Genomic DNA, 16,879 nt, shown 5'->3' on the forward strand with positions numbered 1-16,879 from the left:
AGAACCCCCAGTCTATCCGCCCTGGACGAACCAGATCTGGTGCATGCGGTACACCATGACGGCGATCGCGAGGTTGGCCACCCCGAGGATCACCGTCGCCCACTTCGAGCGGTCGATGAGGGCCCAGAAGCCGGCGCCGACGGGCAGGAGGATCGCCGATCCGAGGTACAGGCCGAACTCGAGGGCGTCGCCGGTGGGGTCGTTGCCGACCGCCGGGGAGACGATCGAGACGACGAGCTGCACGATGAGGAGGACCTCCACGAGGGCGGTCGCCCCGAGCGTGAGGTCGCTCGGCTTCCGTCCGGCGAGGCCCAGCACGAGGCACAGGAGCCCCGCGATGATCGCGACGGCGACCTGGACGATCGTGAGTGCGTCGATCATGGCGCCTCCTCGACGGGGAAGTTGGCGAGGACCCGGAGCGCCCCGCGTTCGACGTGGGCGATCCCGACGAGACGTCCGTCGGGAGCGACGGCTGCGAGAGGGCCGTCGGGTACGTCGTCTCCGTGCGGCACGACCTTCTTGCCGTGTCCGAGGTCGACGGCCTCGTCGCTGGTCAGATCGAGCACGGGGAGGAAGCGCCCGGCGGCGGCGGTCGGGGGCAGGAGGGCCGCCCCGACGGTCGCCTCGGTGTCGTCGGAGGCCTCCGCGAGGGCGTCGAGCGTCCGGGCGTCCGTCACGGAGAACGGCCCGATGCGGGATCGGCGGAGCGCCGTCAGGTGCCCGCCCACGCCGAGGCCTGCGCCGAGATCGCGGGCGAGGGCGCGGATGTAGGTCCCGCTCGAGCACTCGACGCGCACGTCCACGTCGATCGCGGTCTCGGATCGTCGAATGTCGAGTACCTCGAACGCGGAGATCGTGACGGTGCGCGCCGCGAGGCTCACGTCCTCCCCCGCGCGCACCTTCGCGTACGAACGGACACCGTCCACCTTGATCGCGCTCACGGCCGAGGGGACCTGTTCGATCTCCCCCGTCAACGCGGCGATTCCAGCGCGCACGGCATCGTCGGTCACGGCCGCGAGTGCCTCCGGAGACGCGGTCTCGAGCACCTCGCCCTCTCGATCGTCGGTCACCGTGGTCCCACCGAGTCGGATCGTGGCGAGGTACTCCTTGTCGGCCCCGACGATCCACGTCAGGAGACGCGTTGACGGCCCGAGCCCCAGCACGAGCAGTCCCGTGGCCATGGGGTCGAGGGTGCCGGCATGGCCGACCTTCCGCGTGCCGGCGAGGCGACGCACGCGAGAGACGACCCCGTGGCTCGTCATCCCGTCGGGCTTGTCGACGAGGAGGATTCCGTTCGGCATCGGATCAGCAGCTGTCCGCGAAGCGGCGGACGGGCACGCCCGGATCGGCGTTGTCGACGATCGCGACGGCGCGCGTACGCGGGCGGACCTCGGCGACGTAGAGGCGCTGGCCCTGCGTGTATCGCGCATTGCTCGGGGCATCCGGATCCGAGTCGGTGCCGTCGCGCTCGGCGACCCTCGCCGCGGCGACCTCGCGCGGGACCTCGAGGTTGATCGAGTAGTTCCAGAGTCCGATGAGCTCCGGGCGGTGGAGGAAGATCCCGTCCACGATGAGCACGGCGTCCGGCGGCGCGATCGAGGGTTCCCCCTCGACGGGTCGGTCCTCCTCGACGTCGAAGACGGCCGTGCGGAACGACTCGTCCCCACCGCGACGGAACGGGGTGATGAGCTCGTCCCGGAAGGCCTGGTAGTCGTACGAGTCGCGGTAGAAGCCCTCGGGCGAGTCGCGGCCGACCGCGTAGCGCTCGGCGCTCGGTCGATGGAAGTCGTCGATGCTCGCCCGCACCACAGCGTGATCGCGCTCCGCGAAGGTCGCTGCGAGTGCGTCGGCGAACACGGTCGTGCCCGCGCCGTCGAGTCCGTCGACGGCCACCACGGGGCGACCGGTGCTGTAGTGCAGGAGGATCTCGTCGCGCAGCTCGCGCAGCAGCGCGAGGCGCGCGGGGGTGTCGGCGCTCATGCTCCCAGCGTACTTCCCGTCGAGCCGCGGGCGGCTCGACGGACGGGTGGATCGACCGGGATCCGCGCCGACCGGATCCCGCCGGGCGAGCGCTTAGAGTCGAGAGGTGACGGACGAGCGACCGAAGGGCGGGGATGACGACTCCCCCGGACCGGCGATCGCGACAGCGGTCGCCGAGTGGTACCGGGAGCACCAGCGGGACCTCCCCTGGCGTCGTCCCGGCTTCAGCGCATGGGGCACCCTCGTGAGCGAGTTCATGCTGCAGCAGACCCCCGTCGTGCGCGTGATCCCGCGTCTCGAGGCCTGGCTCGAGCGCTGGCCCACTCCGGCCGACCTCGCCGCCTCCCCACCGGGGGACGCCGTGCGCGCCTGGGACAACCTCGGCTACCCGCGTCGCGCGCTCTGGCTCCACGCGGCGGCGATGCAGATCGTCGAGCGTCACGGCGGCGCGGTGCCCCGCGACGTCGACGCGCTCCTCGCCCTCACGGGCATCGGCGACTACACGGCTCGGGCCGTCGCCGTCTTCTCCTTCGGCGACCGTCACCCCGTGGTCGACACCAACACGCGCCGCGTCATCGCACGGGCTGTGCTCGGCCAGGGGCAGCCGGGACCGCCGCACGGCCGTCGCGATCTCGCCGCGATGGACGCGCTGCTGCCGGACGACGTCGCGGAGTCGACGGTCGTGAACGCCGGGATGATGGAGCTCGGCGCCGTCGTGTGCGTGGCCAGGACGCCGCTCTGCGACGCGTGTCCGCTCCGCGACGCGTGCGCGTGGCGGGCGGCCGGCTACCCCGCCTACGACGGACCGACGAAGGCGATCCAGAAGGCGTACGAGGGAAGCGATCGACACGTCCGCGGACTCATCATGCGCGAACTCCGCGCAGCGCACACCCCGGTGACGGACGCCGAGATCGCCACCCTCTGGCCGGACCAGACCCAACGGGACCGCGCCCTCGCCGGCCTCCTCGCCGACGGCCTCGCGGTCCGCTCCCCCACCCCAGACGCCCCCGGCTACCTCCTCCCCTGACCCCCGGTACCAAAAAACTTCCTTTGTGCTCGAATTTTCAAGCACTGAGGAAGTTTTTTGGTACGGGAGAGGTGGGGCGGGTGAGGGAATGGCTAGGGTCGGGAAATGGTGAACGACGACGCAGCCACTGACCTCCGCCCTCCCTCGATGGACGAGCCGCCTCCTCGATGGCGGATCATCGGCCCCGGTCTCGTGGTCGCGGCGACCGGGATCGGCGCCGGCGACCTCGTCGCCACGCTCGTGGCCGGCAGCCGATTCGGCTACACCCTGCTCTGGGCCGCGATCGTCGGCGTGCTCATCAAGATCGCTCTCGTCGAAGGCGCGGGACGCTGGTCGCTCGCGAGCGGTCGGACCATGTTCGAGGGCTGGCGGCTCGCCGGTCGCTGGACGGTCGTGTTCTTCGCGCCGTACATCGTGATCTGGGGCTTCGTCTACGGCGCCGCCGCCATGTCGAGCACGGCGCTCCCGCTCGCCGCGCTCTTCCCGTCCGTGCACCTCAACGTGTTCGCCATCGCCTCCGGGCTCGTCGGCGCCCTCATCGTGTGGTTCGGGCGCTACAAGGTCTTCGAGTACGTGATCGCGTTCTTCGTCGGACTCATGTTCGTCACGGTCGTGGGTGCCGCGGTCGTCACAGTGCCCAACCTCGGCGAGCTCGTGACCGGACTCGTCCCCCGCATCCCCGAGGGTTCCCTGATCTACACGCTGAGCCTCGCCGGCGGAGTAGGCGGCACCATCACCCTCGCGGCCTACGGATACTGGCTGCGGGAGAAGGGATGGACGACGCCGCGCTGGATGCGCGTCATGCGGATCGACAACAGCGTCGCGTACGTCGTCTCCGGCATCTTCGTGATCTCGATGCTCGTGGTGGGAGCGGAACTGCTCTATTCGTCGGGCGTGACGATCGCCGACGGTGAAGGCGGACTGCTCGATCTGGCGGACGTGCTCCGGGAACGCTACGGCGTCTTCATGAGCTACTTCTTCCTCATCGGCTTCTGGGCGTCGTCGTTCTCGTCCATCCTCGGGGTGTGGAACGGTGTCTCGCTCATGTTCGCGGACTTCCTCGGCACGGTCAGGGGTCTCGCGGAGGACGACCCGCGACGCAAGATCGGCGGTCTCTACTACCGCCTCTACATCGTGTGGCTCACGATCCCGCCGATGGCGCTGCTCTTCCTTGGCCGGCCCATCGGCCTGATCGTCGCCTACGGCGCGCTCGGCGCCCTCTTCATGCCGTTCCTCGCCGTGACACTCCTCTACCTGCTGAATTCGCGCCACATGCCGAAGCCGCACCGGAACACGTGGTGGCTCAACGGCATCCTCGGGATCATCGCCGCTCTCTTCGTCGCTCTCGGTGCCAACGAACTCGTCAAGGCCGTCGCCCCGCTCTTCTCACCCTGAACAGCTCCGCTCCCCCCACAAAAAACTTCCCCTGTGCTCGAATATTCGAGCACAGGGGAAGTTTTCAGGGGGTAGAGCGGGGCTAGCGAGAGGCGGGGGTCTCGTCCGTGTCGCTCTCGTCGTCGTCCTCGAATTCGCGGGGCTTGACGTACGGATCGGCGTCGCCGGCGTAGGCGGCGGACGCCGCCATACGCTCGGTCTCCGCGTCGCGCTCGCGCGCCTCGCGGAGCAGGTCGTCGATGGCCGCGGCGTTCTCGGGCACCGCGTCGAGCTGGAACTCGAGCGTCGGAGTGAGTCGCGCGGTGATGTTGCGTCCCACCTCCGAACGCAGGAGGCCCGTCGCGGCAGCGAGGGCCGCCGAGCTGTCCGCGCGCTCCTCGTCGGTGCCGTACACGGTGTAGAACACCGTCGCGTGCTGGAGATCGCCCGTCATCTGGACGTCCGTGATCGTGACGAAACCGAGCCGCGGGTCCCGGAGGCCCTTCTGGAGCCGCGCTGCCACGATCTCCTTGATGCGGTCGCCGAGTTTCTTCGCGCGAGCGTGATCAACCATCGATCTTCCTTCCTCAATACCGGCTGCGACACCCTGTCGCCGCCGGTGTGACGGAGATGAGAATGCCCGCCGACCCGAAGGCCGGCGGGCACACCGTGCGGACTAGCCGCGCGGCTTCTCCTTCATCTCGATCGTTTCGATCTCGTCACCGAGCTGGATGTCGTTGAACTTGCCGAGACCGATACCGGCCTCGTAGTCCGTACGCACCTCGGTGACATCGTCCTTGAAACGACGCAGCGACTCGATCGCGAGGTTGTCCCCCACGACGACACCCTCGCGGATGACGCGCGCCTTGGCGTTTCGCGTGATCGTTCCCGACCGCACGATGACACCGGCGATGTTGCCGAACTTGGAGGACCGGAAGATCTCGCGGATTTCCGCGACACCCGACTGGACCTCTTCGTACTCCGGCTTGAGCATTCCGGTGAGGCTCGACTCGACGTCGTCGAGGGCGTTGTAGATGACCGAGTAGAACCGGATGTCCACACCCTCACGAGCGGCGCGCTCGCGGGCCTTCGGATCGGGGCGCACGTTGAACCCGATGATGATCGCATTGTCGATCGTCGCGAGGTTCACGTCCGACTCCGTCACCGCACCGACACCGCGGTGGATGATGCGCAGCTGGACCGAGTCGTCGACCTCGATCTTGAGGAGCGACTCCTCGAGCGCCTCGACGGCACCCGACACGTCGCCCTTGATGATGAGGTTGAGCGACTCGACCTTGCCCTCTTCGAGAGCACGGGTGAAGTCCTCGAGGCTGATGCGCTTGCGAGCCTTGGCGAGCGACGCATTGCGCTCGGCCGCTTCGCGCTTCTCGGCGATCTGACGGGCGGTACGGTCCTCCTCGGTGACGAGGAAGGTGTCACCCGCTCGCGGAACGCTCGAGAGCCCCTGCACCTGGACGGGACGCGACGGGCCGGCCTCGAGGACCGTGTCGCCGTTCTCGTCCATCATGGCGCGGACGCGTCCGTACGCCGTTCCGGCGACGATCGCGTCGCCGACCCGGAGCGTTCCGGACTGGATGAGCACCGTGGCGACCGAACCGCGACCCTTGTCGAGCTTGGCCTCGATGGCGACACCGCGAGCGTCCTTGTCCGGGTTCGCACGCATGTCGAGTCCCGCGTCGGCCGTGAGGAGCACGGCGTCGAGCAGCTGCGGGATACCGATGTTGTTGAGCGCGGACACATCGACGAACATGACGTCTCCACCGAACTCCTCGGCGACGAGACCGTACTCGGTGAGCTGCTGGCGCACCTTGGACGGGTTCGCACCCGCCTTGTCGATCTTGTTCACCGCGACCACGATCGGGACGTTGGCGGCCTGGGCGTGGTTCAACGCCTCGACCGTCTGCGGCATGATGCCGTCGTCCGCCGCGACCACGAGGATCGCGATGTCCGTGACCTGGGCACCACGAGCACGCATGGCGGTGAACGCCTCGTGACCCGGGGTGTCGATGAAGGTGATGGCGCGGTCGATGCCCTCGTGCTCGGCGTGCACCTGGTACGCACCGATGTGCTGCGTGATGCCACCTGCCTCGCCGGCGACGACGTTGGCGTTGCGGATCGCGTCGAGGAGGCGCGTCTTACCGTGGTCGACGTGACCCATGACCGTGACCACGGGGGGCCGCGCCACGAGGTCCTCGTCGCTCTCGCCCTCGAGCTCGGCATCGATGTCGATGTCGAAGCCCTCGAGGAGCTCGCGGTCCTCGTCCTCCGGGGAGACCATCTGGATCTTGTAGCCGAGCTCGTCGCCGAGCACGCCGAACGTGGACTCGTCGAGCGACTCCGTGGCCGTCGCCATCTCACCGAGGTGGAACAGCACGGTCACGAGGTTGCCGGGGCTCGCATCGATCTTGTCGGCGAAGTCAGCGATCGAGGCGCCGCGGCGCAGACGCACGATGGTGGTGCCGTCGCCGCGCGGGACCTGCACACCGCCGATCGACGGGGCCTCCCGCATCTCGAATTCTTGCCTCTTCGTCCGCTTCGACTTGCGCGACTTGCTCTTGCCGCCACCGCGACCGAAGGCACCAGCGGTACCACCGCCGGGTCCACGGCCACGACCGCCGCCGCCACCCGGACGACCGGCGAAACCGCCGGCCGGACGCTGGGCGAAGCCACCGGCCGCACCCGGAGCGCCACCGGCACCGCCGGGACGCTGGAAACCACCGGGACCACCGGGGCGACCGCCGCCGGCACCACCGGGACGCTGGAAGCCACCGCCGCCGGGACGACCGCCGGCACCGGCGGGACGAGGCCCACCGGGACGCGGGGTACCGGGACGCGGCGCCTGCGGGCGCGGGATGTTCGAGGGATTCGGCGTCGCGGCCGGGCGCTGGCCCATGCCCTGAGCGCTCGCGAACGGGTTGTTACCCGGACGCGGGCCGGCGGGACGGGATCCCATGCCCTGCGAGCTCGAGAAGGGGTTGTTACCGGGGCGCGGGGCTCCCGGACGCGGGCCGCCGGGGCTCGCCGCGGGGGCGGAACCGTCGGTCGGCGCCGGAGCGGCGGCCTCGGCTGCGGGGGCCTCGTCGGCCTTCGCAGCGGGAGCTGCCGGGGCGGCGGGGGCCGCCGGAGCGGCGGGCGCCTTCTCCTCGGCGGCCGCGGGGGCCGGCGCGGGGGCAGGTGCCGGAGCCGGCGTGGCCTTGGGGGCCGGAGCCGGTCCCGGGCGGTTCGCCGACGGGCGGCTCGCGCCGGGGCGAGCCGCCGTCGATGCCGCGGGCTTGGATGCGTCGGCCGCAGGCGCGGCTGCGCCGGCGGCTTCGAGGGCCGCACGCAGCTTGCGTGCGACGGGGGGTTCAATGCTCGAGGACGGTCCCTTGACGAATTCGCCCAATTCCTTGAGCTTCGCGAGGGCGACCTTGCTGTCTACGCCGAGTTCGGATGCGATCTCGTGTACGCGTGGTTTGGCAGCCACTTCTCTCCTGTCTGGGTCTCCCCAGGCAGGGGGGACCGTTAGTTGTGGACGGGTCTCATTTCGAGCCGCTCATCAGTTGTCCATTAGCCGTTCAGCCTGTTCTCTAGTGAGTTCGTGTCGAGGGCGGTCCGCACACGGAAGGCCCGGGCGAATGCCCGCTTCTTCTCGGCGAGTCGGAAGCACTCGATGTCGGGATGCAGCCACGCTCCGCGTCCTGGAAGGGCCGCACGATCGTCGGGGACGACATGGGATTCTCGGACGACAAGCCGCATGAGAGCTGACCTGTTTGAGCGCGAACGGCAACCGACGCACGTTCTGACAGCTTCCATCCTACACCTCCTCCGGGGGACAGCCCGATTCGGGTCCGCGTGCTCCCGGCATGCTCACGGCGAACGCCGTCCGGTTTGTACGTTTCCTCACCGAGGAGCGAGGCCGCCTATTCGTCGAGGATCGAATCCGGCTGGATGCGGCACTCACGGACATTCGTCGAAGCGCTCGCACGCCCCCCGACGAATGCGCGAAGATCGACATCCAGCCGGACCATTCCTATTCGTCGAGGATCGAATCCGGCTGGATGCGGTACTCACGGACATTCGTCGAAGCGCTCGCACGCCCCCCGACGGATGCGCGAAGATCGACATCCAGCCGGACCATTCCTATTCGTCGAGGATCGAATCCGGCTGGATGTCGATCTTCGCGCCCGTCAGCTTCGCGGCGAGGCGGGCGTTCTGGCCCTCCTTGCCGATCGCGAGCGAGAGCTGGTAGTCGGGCACGAGCGCCCGCACGGCCTTGATGCTCTGATCGAGCACGAACGTCGACGTCACCTTGGCCGGCGACAGCGCATTCCCCACGAACGTCGCAAGGTCGGGCGAGTAGTCGACGATGTCGATCTTCTCGGTGCCGAGCTCCTCGGTGACGGCGCGAACACGACGGCCCATCTCACCGATGCAGGCGCCCTTCGCGTTGATGGCCGGGTCCGTGGCGCGCACGGCGATCTTCGTGCGGTGTCCGGCCTCGCGGGCGAGCGACACGATCTCCACGAGACCCGAGGCGATCTCGGGGACCTCGAGAGCGAAGAGCTTCCGGACGAGGGACGGGTGGGTGCGGGACACCGTGATCGACGGTCCTTTCATCCCCTTCGACACGCTCGTCACGTAGACGCGGATACGGGAGCCGTGCTTGTACTGCTCGCCCGGCACCTGCTCCTCCGGCGGCATGATGGCCTCGATCGTGCCGAGGTCGACGTGGATCATCTTCGGGTTCGGGCCCTGCTGGATGACGCCGGCGACGATGTCGCCCTCTCGCCCCTTGAACTCGCCGAGCACCGCGTCGTCCGCGATGTCGCGGAGACGCTGGTTGATGACCTGCTTCGCCGCGAAGGCGGCGATGCGTCCGAAGTCGTCCGGCAGGGTCTCCGATTCGCCGATGACGTTTCCGTCGTCGTCCTTCTCGGGGACAAGCACGGCGATGTGGCCGGTCTTGCGATCCAGGTGGACGCGAGCCTCGCTCGGGTCGCCGCCCGACTGCAGCTCGTTCTTCTGGTAGGCGGTCAGGATCGCCTGCTCGATGATGTGCACCAGTTCGTCGAACGGGATCTCCCGCTCGCGTTCCATCATCTTCAGGACAGTGAGATCGATGTCCACGACGCCTCCATATTCAGCTCTCGCCGACGCGAACCGCGCGTCGGACTACTGACCAAGGTTACCCGACCGCACAGCGCGCGGCACCCGGCCCGGGTACCGCGCCGCCGTCGTCACCGCATTCGACGTCGCCGGGTTGACGCGAATCGTCGCGTGGAAACGAACCGCGCGACCGATTGCGACCACTCTCCGAACGCGCAGTCACAGGATTGTCGCGAATCGTCGTCGGACGCCGCCGTGGACGACGTTTCGCGTCGACTCGGGGTACCTTCGGACGCCGAATCGCGGCGTCGCAGCGGCCGCCTCGTCGCGCCGCGCGCGACTAGACGGAGCGGAAGCGGGCGACCGTCTCGGCCGCGTCGGCGATCGCGACGGGCTCGCGCTCGCCCGTCCGCCGATCCCAGACCTCGACGGTCCCCTCGCCCACGCCGCGGCCTGCGATCACGATGATCGGGACCCCGATGAGCTCGGCATCGCCGAACTTCACGCCGGGAGACACCTTGGGTCGGTCGTCGTAGAGCACGTCGAGTCCCACGGACTCGAGCTCGGCCGAGATGCCCTCGGCGGTCTCGAAGACGAGCGGGTCCTTGCCGGTCGCGACGACGTGCACGTCGAAGGGCGCGACGGTGAGGGGCCAGACGAGACCGCGGTCGTCGTTGTTGAGCTCGGCGATCGTCGCGAGGACGCGTGTGATGCCGATGCCGTAGGACCCCATCGTGACGGTGACGAGCTTGCCGTTCTCGTCGAGGACTTTCAGACCGAGCGCGTGGGCGAACTTGCGGCCGAGCTGGAAGACGTGCCCGAGCTCCATTCCGCGAGCGAGTTCGACCGGTCCGGAACCGTCGGGTGCGGGATCCCCTGCGACGACGGTGGACGCCTCGACGACGCCGTCGGCCGTGAAGTCGCGGCCGGCGACGAGCCCGAAGACGTGCCGTCCCTGCTCGTTCGCACCGGTGATCCACTCCGTGCCGTCGACGACGCGGGGGTCCACGAGGTAGCGGATCCCCGTGATCGACTCCTCGCCGAGCACCGCGCCGGCGGGCGACCACGGTCCGATGTAGCCCTTCACGAGGCCGGGATTCTTTGCGAAGTCGGTCTCGGTCGCCGCTTCGACCTCGGCGGGCGCGAACGCCACCTCGATGCGCTTGAGATCGACGTCGCGGTCGCCGGGGAGGCCCACGATGACGAGTTCCCGGGTGCCGTCGAGAGCGACGAGCGCGAGCACGACGTTCTTGAGCGTGTCGGCGGCGGTCCAGGGGCGACCGTCGTCCCGCGGGTGATGGGCGTTCGCGACATCGACGAGCGTCTGGATGGTGGGGGTGTCGGGGGTGTCGTGCACGACCGCGTCGGCGAGACCCTCGATGGGACGGGCCTCGGGCACGACCGTCGTGAAGGCTTCGACGTTCGCCGCGTACCCACCGGCCGAGCGGACGAAGGTGTCCTCGCCGACGGGCGTCGGGTGCAGGAATTCCTCGCTCTGCGAACCCCCCATGGCGCCGGCATCGGCCTTGACGATGACGTACTCGAGGCCGAGGCGGGAGAAGATCCGCTCGTACGCGTCGCGCTGTCTCTGGTAGCTCGCATCGAGACCGGCGTCGGTGTAGTCGAAGGAGTACGCATCCTTCATCGTGAACTCGCGACCGCGCAGCAGGCCGGCGCGCGGACGCGCCTCGTCCCGGTACTTGTCCTGGATCTGGTAGATCGACAGGGGCAGGTCCTTGTAACTCGCGTAGAGGTCCTTCACGAGGAGGGTGAAGACCTCCTCGTGCGTCGGCGCGAGGAGGTAGTCGGCACCCTTGCGGTCCTGGAGGCGGAACAGCGCGTCTCCGTACTCCTCCCACCGTCCCGTCGCCTCGAAGGGCTCGCGCGGGAGCAGCGCAGGGAAGTGCACCTCGAAGGCGCCGGCGGCGGCCATCTCCTCGCGCACGATGGCCTCGATCTTGGCCTTCACCTTCAAGCCGATCGGGAGCCAGGCGAAGACTCCGGGTGCCTGGCGCCGGATGTAGCCGGCGCGCACGAGCAAGCGGTGACTCGTCACCTCCGCATCGGAGGGGTCGTCACGGAGCGTACGGAGGAAGTAGGTCGATAGGCGCGTTACCACTCGTCCATGCTAGTCCGCGCAGGCTGCCGAGCCCCGCCCGGGCCGGCACTCACCAGGGCTTCTCCGCGTATTCGCCGCCGCCGCGCTGATCGGCCTCCGCGTCGCGGCGGTCCTGCTCGGCCTGGTCGCCGCGATCCTCGAGGTCCTGCTCGGGCGATTGCCCGCCATCGGCGTCCTCGCCATCGCCCTGACCGCCGCCGTCCTCCGTTCCCGGAGGCGGCGTCTCGACGGCGTCCTGCTTGCCCTCGATCCGGGACTCCGCGTCCTCCAGCTGCGCTCCCGGCGGAGGCGGCTCACTCGGGTCCTCCGGGGGTTCCATCGCCTCGCCCTCGAAGCAGCCGTCGTCCTCCCCCGCCCGGATCACGGCGAGCGCCGTGTCGTAGATGAGCGACGCGCCGCGCAGGTACCCCGCGTCGGCGTAGATGTCGCCGAGCTCCTCCCACGCGAGGGCGAGATTCACTCGCACGTCGCAGGAGTGCTCCGCCGGTGCGAGTTCGAGCGCGGTGGAGAGGTCGTCGGTGGCGTCGTTGTACAGCTGCGCCCGGGCTGAGGCGGTGCCGCGGTCGTAGTACGCGATCCACGGCTCGAACCAGTTGAGGGTCATGAGTGCGTCGCTCGCGGCGATGCTCTCGTCGAAGCGGCCGGTCTCGCTCGCGTCGATCGCGTCCTGCGCGGTGAGCGAGAGCCCACCGAGCTTCACGGACGTGGCGAGCAGGAGGAGGACGACGGGGAGCGACCACCAGAGCAGCCGCCATCGACGACGCCGGACGGCCCCGGGGGTCACGCGGCGTTCGGTGCGCTCAGCCATGGGATGCCCTCCGTCCGTCGCGCCTGCCCGCGCCCGATCGGCCGACGACGCCGGAGCGCAGGACGGCCGCGAGCATCCACGCGAGCTCGACGAGGGCGAGCGCCGCGAGCGGGATCGCGGCGATCCAGTAGAGCTCCCCCTGAGCCGCCGGCACCTCGCCCGCAGACTCGACGTCCCCGACGCGGACGCCGTCGGTGGCCTCGGCCACCGACGTGTCGGCGTCGCGGTGGATGTAGGGCAGGCCGAGCTGCTCGGCGATGGTCCCGAGCGCCTGCTCGTCGATGCGCGAGATCGCATCGGTCCCCGTCGAGTAGTCCTGGATGTAGCTCTGCTCTGTCCCGTCGTCGTAGCCGGTGTACTGCTTCATGGGCCCCCCGGCCTCCGTCCCGTAACCGAGCACCGCGCCGCCGTCGACGGCGGCCGAGAGCTCCGCGAACGTCCCCGGCTCTCGACCACTCGTCTGCTCCCCGTCTCCGAGGTAGTAGAGGATGCGCGATCGTTCGGGGTTCTCAGCCGCGTCCTCCGTGAGGATGCCCGTGAGGTACTCGACCGGCTCGTCGATGCTGCTGCCCGCGGAGTACGTCGTGATCTCCTGCTCGAGCGCCCGCGTCGCCTGGGCGAGCGCCGACACGTCCGTCGTGAGGGGCACCCGGTGCACGGTGACCGCGTCGAAGGTCACGAGGGAGACCCGGGCGCCGATGAGCCGCTCGGCGATGGCGAGCACGTCCTCCCGCACCCCGTCGAGTCGCGGTTCACCGTCGCCCCAGTCCTCCGCGGCCATGCTGCTCGTCGTGTCGACGACGAAGTACACGTCGACGTCGCCGGAGGCAGCGGGGGGAAGGGTCGGCGCCGGCAGAGCGGGCCGCAGAGCGATGACGGCGAGCAGGAGCACCATCACGAGACGCGAGAGCCACATCCACCGCGATCGGCCGGAACCCGGGGAGACGAGCTGCACGATTGCGAAGACGGCGAGCGCCCCGGCGACGACGACGAGGAACCAGACGGGCAGGACGGGGTCGAGGATCATCGGCGCAACCTCCAACCCGCGAACATCACGGCGGCGAGGGCCGCGAAGCCCGCGAGCACGGGGAAGGTGGGCTCGTCCGTGACCACGAGGATCGGCTCACCCGTGAAGCGTTCCGCCTGGCGTTCCTGAACCTGCTCGACGATCGAGGGAACGGCGTTCGGGTCGTCGAGCGCCCAATAGGAGCCGCCGGTCCCCTCCACGACCTCGCGCATCTCGTCGGCGAACTCGCCGATGTAGTCGAGGCTCTCGACGTCACCGGGGTTGAGGCCGAAGACGAGGACGTCCTTCGATTGCGCGAACTCCCCGGCCTCCGGCAGGGTCATGATCTGCTCACCCGCGACGTAGTTGTCGGTGGCGAAGACGATGGAGCGGGAGCGCTCCGTATCGAGGTCGTCGAAGCGCATGACGCACGAGGCGAGCCCGTCGCCGATCATCGAGGACCCGTTGCCGAGGAGCGTTCCGTTCGCGAAGGCCCAGTCGGTGTCGGGGTCGACAAGATCCGCGTGGAGGGCGTCGAGCTGCTCACGGGCGTAGGCGTAATCGCTCGTCAGGGGGAACGACGTCACGGCGGACGCGTTGAAGAGCACGAGGCCGATGCGTTCGCCGTCGAACTCCTCGGTGAGCTGGGAGAACGTCTCGACGATCTGGGCGTCGTAGTCGATCATCGACCCGGAGACGTCGAGGCACAGGACGATGTCGCGGTTGCGCATCTCCGGCTGCACCGTCGTGAGCGACACGAGCCGGCCGGACAGGATCACGGCGGCCGCGCTGAGGAGGGTCGCCGCGACGAGCACGGTGGCGAGCAGCATGCGGTACCGGCGGAGGGCCCTGGCGTAGCCGGGCAAGGCCGTGAGGCGCTCGCCATGCGCGACGTGCACGGCGGCGTCCTCTCCGCGGTGTGCACGCCGCCGGAGCACGACGACGAGGACGACGGCCGCCGCGACGACGACCCAGCCGATGACGAGTCCGATGTTGACGAGGCTCATCGCGCGCTCACCACCAGGACACCACGGCCTGCTTGGCGACGTCGGCTGAACGGCGTACGTCCCCCGATTCGACGCTCGCGAACTCGGCCGGGTAGTACACGGCCACCGCGTGGGCGATCGACCCGAGGCGGGCCGCCGTGAGGTCGTCGAGGGTCATGACATCGGCGCGCACTCCCGACGCCTCCTGCGCGTAGAGCCGGACGAGGGAGCCGAGCTTCCGGTGGGCCGCCCGCCGCGTGAGAGCGCCGTCGTCGTACGCGGCGACGACCTCGTCGACGAGCCCCAGATACCGGGCGCGCAGCTCCTCCCGCGAGGGCGCCGGAACCGCTTCGACATCGGGCACCGTCACGCTCTCGGTCGCCCGCCGCGACCACCACCACACGAAGACGTACCAGAGCACGACGAGCACCACGATGGCGATCGCGATCGCCATCCATCCCCACCAGTACTGCGCCAGCGGGTTGTAATCGGCGTCACCTCCGAGCATGGTTGTGCGCCTCGATGAGTCGGAGGACGGCCGGCACGACCTCGGAAGACCGCGCCACCCGTACATGGGAGACGGCGAGCGCGTCGAGACGGTCGGCGCTGCGCGTCGCGCGCTCGACCTCCGCCTCGAGGAACGCGGAGCGGAGCCGTCGATCGCGGCGGAGGAAGTCGGGGATGCCGCGATCGTCCGCGACGTCCACCATGGGCCGCGTCGCCCAGTCGGCGGACATGACGTCGGCGTCGCCGACGGTCACCCAGAGAATCTCGTGCTGCACGGCGAGTCGCCGGACGAGCTGCTCCGTCTCCTCGTCGATGGCCGCGTCGTCGACCACGACGACGAGCAGCATGCGCTTCCGCACCGTGCGCACCACGCGCTCGAGCAGGGCGTGCACGTCGCTCGGCGCGCCGTCGAGGCGGGCGCGCTCGACGACCACCTGCAGGAGGCGTTCAAGGTGGGACTCCGCGCCCTTCGGCTCGAGCAGCCGCACCTCGTCCGCGTCACCAGCGATGAGGCCCACACGATCGCCGTGCCGCACGGCGATGTAGCCGAGCACGCCCGCGACGAGCACGGCCACGTCGCGCTTCGGCTCGCCCCCGGCTCCGGCGGCGGCGAGGTCACGGCCCGTGTCGACGACGAGCGTCACGGTCTGCTTCCGGTGCGCGATGAACTGCTTCACGAGCGGATAGCCGGCCCGCGCGGTCGCCTTCCAGTCGATGTCGCGGATCTCGTCCCCGGGGACGTAGGGGCGGATGTCGTCGAACTCGTGGCTCTTGCCGCGGAAGATGGACGCGTACTCGCCGTCGAGCATCCCCCGCACGCGACGATGCGCCCTGATCGACAGGGTGGTCTTCACGCGCGTGAGGAGGGCGGTCACCGCTGGTGCCTCACGGGACCTGGACGACGCCGAAGATGGCGTCGATGACCGTCTCCGGCTTCACGTCGTCCGCGATCGCCTCGAAGCCGAGGATGAGACGGTGGCGGAGCACCTGGTGGCGGTAGGCCTTTACGTCCTCGGGGATGACGTGCTCGCGACCGGCGAGCAGGGCGAGGGCGCGCGCGACCGTCGCGAACGCGATGCTCGCGCGGGGGCTCGCCCCGTACTCCACGTACGACGCGAGCTTCGGCGGTAGATAGGTCGCCACGTTCCGGGTCACGTAGACCGTCTGCACGATGTAGGCGAGGATCGCCTGGTCCAGGTAGATGCGCGGCACGAGGGACTGCAGGAACAGGACGTCCTCGACGCTCACGCGCGGCGCCCGCGACTCGTGGCGGAAGACGCCCGCGTTCACGCGCCGCACGATCTCGGCCTCCTCGGCGATCGAGGGGTAGTCGAGCACCTCCTTGATGAGGAAGCGGTCGAGCTGGGCCTCCGGCAGGTGGTAGGTGCCCTCCTGCTCGATGGGGTTCTGCGTGGCGAGCACGAGGAACGGCTCCGGGAGCGCGTAGTTCACTCCGCCCACGGAGGTCTGCTTCTCCTGCATCGCCTCGAGCATCGCGGACTGCGTCTTGGCGCTCGAGCGGTTCACCTCGTCGAGCAGGACGAAGTTGGCGTGCACGGGTCCGAGTTGCGTGGTGAACTCCGCGGTGCGCGGGTCGTAGATCTGCGTGCCCACGATGTCGGAGGGCAGGAGGTCCGGCGTGCACTGGATGCGTCGGAAGCTACCGCCCACCGCGTCCGCGATCGTCTCGGCCGCGGTGGTCTTCGCGAGTCCCGGCACGCTCTCGAGGAGCACGTGTCCGCCGGTGAGGAGCGCGACGAGCAGGCTCGTGCGGAGGCTCGACTGACCGACGACCTTCTCGTCGAAGCGCGACGCGATGGCGGAGATGATCCCGCGGGCTCGTTCGAGCTCCTCGCGCGTCACGGTGGTCGTGGTCGTGGGCTGCTCGATCACGGAAACGGTCCCCCGGAGTCTGTCGTCGCTGATCCGCATCGGGGACGGGCCCCGGCGTCCCGTCAGTCTA

Annotated in this window: 16 protein-coding genes; 2 read left to right on the top strand and 14 right to left on the bottom strand. The window is 69.5% G+C overall.

What is annotated here, in order from left to right; all coding sequences use genetic code 11:
* Positions 1 to 12 precede the first annotated feature (12 nt).
* From ELQ94_RS06300 to ELQ94_RS06310, 3 genes are read right to left on the bottom strand one after another with little or no spacing between them, the layout of a single operon-like run.
* A complete protein-coding gene (locus tag ELQ94_RS06300; RefSeq protein WP_127048316.1) occupies positions 13 to 381 on the bottom strand; it encodes a hypothetical protein in 369 nt (122 codons plus the stop codon).
* Entirely contained in the window at positions 378 to 1,301 is a 924-nt protein-coding gene (gene truB, locus ELQ94_RS06305; protein WP_127048318.1) for a tRNA pseudouridine(55) synthase TruB, read from the bottom strand. The genes ELQ94_RS06300 and truB overlap by 4 nt, the downstream gene beginning before the upstream one ends.
* A gap of 4 nt (positions 1,302 to 1,305) precedes the next feature.
* On the bottom strand, positions 1,306 to 1,980 hold the full coding sequence (locus ELQ94_RS06310) for a nucleoside/nucleotide kinase family protein (RefSeq protein WP_127048321.1): 675 nt from the start codon (positions 1,978 to 1,980) through the stop codon (positions 1,306 to 1,308).
* Between the two features lie 106 nt (positions 1,981 to 2,086).
* On the opposite strand from ELQ94_RS06310, the gene ELQ94_RS06315 reads away from it, so the two are divergent.
* Together ELQ94_RS06315 and ELQ94_RS06320 are read left to right on the top strand one after the other, a co-directional pair.
* On the top strand, positions 2,087 to 3,007 hold the full coding sequence (locus tag ELQ94_RS06315) for an HhH-GPD family protein (protein ID WP_424976901.1): 921 nt from the start codon (positions 2,087 to 2,089) through the stop codon (positions 3,005 to 3,007).
* 105 nt (positions 3,008 to 3,112) lie between these two features.
* Complete coding sequence (locus tag ELQ94_RS06320; protein WP_208007572.1) at positions 3,113 to 4,402, top strand: Nramp family divalent metal transporter; 1,290 nt, start codon at positions 3,113 to 3,115, stop codon at positions 4,400 to 4,402.
* An 82-nt stretch (positions 4,403 to 4,484) separates the two neighbouring features.
* On the opposite strand, the gene rbfA is transcribed toward ELQ94_RS06320, so the two are convergent.
* From rbfA to ELQ94_RS06375, 11 genes are all read right to left on the bottom strand, one after another.
* Complete coding sequence (gene rbfA / locus ELQ94_RS06325) at positions 4,485 to 4,955, bottom strand: 30S ribosome-binding factor RbfA (protein ID WP_127048323.1); 471 nt, start codon at positions 4,953 to 4,955, stop codon at positions 4,485 to 4,487.
* Positions 4,956 to 5,057: 102 nt separating this feature from the next.
* Positions 5,058 to 7,868, bottom strand: coding sequence for a translation initiation factor IF-2 (gene infB, locus ELQ94_RS06330; protein ID WP_127048325.1), 2,811 nt, complete (start codon positions 7,866 to 7,868; stop codon positions 5,058 to 5,060).
* A gap of 83 nt (positions 7,869 to 7,951) precedes the next feature.
* The gene (locus ELQ94_RS06335) at positions 7,952 to 8,197 is read right to left on the bottom strand and encodes a YlxR family protein (protein ID WP_127048327.1); all 246 of its coding nucleotides are present in this window, start codon (positions 8,195 to 8,197) and stop codon (positions 7,952 to 7,954) included.
* 327 nt (positions 8,198 to 8,524) lie between these two features.
* Positions 8,525 to 9,511: a transcription termination factor NusA gene (gene nusA, locus ELQ94_RS06340; protein WP_127048330.1), complete on the bottom strand. Its 987-nt coding sequence runs from the start codon at positions 9,509 to 9,511 to the stop codon at positions 8,525 to 8,527.
* A gap of 319 nt (positions 9,512 to 9,830) precedes the next feature.
* A complete protein-coding gene (locus tag ELQ94_RS06345) occupies positions 9,831 to 11,609 on the bottom strand; it encodes a proline--tRNA ligase (protein ID WP_127048332.1) in 1,779 nt (592 codons plus the stop codon).
* A gap of 49 nt (positions 11,610 to 11,658) precedes the next feature.
* Positions 11,659 to 12,417 carry a hypothetical protein gene (locus tag ELQ94_RS06350; RefSeq protein ID WP_127048335.1) on the bottom strand — a complete coding sequence of 253 codons (759 nt, stop codon included), beginning with the start codon at positions 12,415 to 12,417 and terminating at the stop codon, positions 11,659 to 11,661.
* A complete protein-coding gene (locus ELQ94_RS06355; protein ID WP_127048337.1) occupies positions 12,410 to 13,444 on the bottom strand; it encodes a VWA domain-containing protein in 1,035 nt (344 codons plus the stop codon). Before ELQ94_RS06355 ends, ELQ94_RS06350 begins: the two co-directional genes overlap by 8 nt.
* Positions 13,441 to 14,430: a vWA domain-containing protein gene (locus ELQ94_RS06360; RefSeq protein ID WP_127048339.1), complete on the bottom strand. Its 990-nt coding sequence runs from the start codon at positions 14,428 to 14,430 to the stop codon at positions 13,441 to 13,443. Before ELQ94_RS06360 ends, ELQ94_RS06355 begins: the two co-directional genes overlap by 4 nt.
* Positions 14,431 to 14,437: 7 nt before the next feature.
* On the bottom strand, positions 14,438 to 14,917 hold the full coding sequence (locus ELQ94_RS06365; RefSeq protein WP_127048342.1) for a hypothetical protein: 480 nt from the start codon (positions 14,915 to 14,917) through the stop codon (positions 14,438 to 14,440).
* Positions 14,904 to 15,791 (bottom strand): DUF58 domain-containing protein, encoded by an 888-nt coding sequence (locus ELQ94_RS06370; RefSeq protein ID WP_127048344.1) that lies wholly within the window; start codon positions 15,789 to 15,791, stop codon positions 14,904 to 14,906. Before ELQ94_RS06370 ends, ELQ94_RS06365 begins: the two co-directional genes overlap by 14 nt.
* A 10-nt stretch (positions 15,792 to 15,801) precedes the next feature.
* Positions 15,802 to 16,806 carry an AAA family ATPase gene (locus tag ELQ94_RS06375; protein ID WP_243696968.1) on the bottom strand — a complete coding sequence of 335 codons (1,005 nt, stop codon included), beginning with the start codon at positions 16,804 to 16,806 and terminating at the stop codon, positions 15,802 to 15,804.
* Positions 16,807 to 16,879 lie beyond the last annotated feature (73 nt).

The organism is Labedella endophytica (assembly GCF_003990045.1).
In the GTDB taxonomy this organism is placed as follows: Bacteria; Actinomycetota; Actinomycetes; order Actinomycetales; family Microbacteriaceae; genus Labedella; species Labedella endophytica.